The following is a 249-nucleotide window of genomic DNA, read 5'->3' as shown; positions in this document are numbered from 1 at the left end:
CGGGCCTGTCCATCGGCCACGCCTCGCCCGAGGCGGCCGCGGGCGGCACCATCGCCCTGGTCGAGGACGGCGACCGCGTCCGCATCGACATCCCGAACCGCTCCATCGAGCTGCTGGTGGACGACGCCGAGCTGGCCCGCCGCGAGCAGGCGCTGAACGGCGTGTACGCCCCGAAGAACCGCGACCGCAAGGTCTCGGCGGCGCTGCGGGGCGACGAACTCGTGGCCCGGGCCGAGGAGCGCACCGGTC

At 75.5% G+C, this 249-nt stretch carries 1 protein-coding gene; it reads left to right on the top strand.

Going from position 1 to position 249, the window contains the following annotated elements; all coding sequences use genetic code 11:
• A partial coding sequence (locus ABZ281_RS26440; RefSeq protein WP_356659320.1) for a dihydroxy-acid dehydratase occupies window positions 1-249 on the top strand: 249 nt, incomplete at both ends.

It is taken from the genome of Streptomyces sp. NPDC006265, from assembly GCF_040613555.1.
GTDB lineage: Bacteria > Actinomycetota > Actinomycetes > Streptomycetales > Streptomycetaceae > Streptomyces.
Note: the sequence above shows the minus strand (reverse complement) of the source record. Positions and strands in the feature narration are given on the sequence as shown.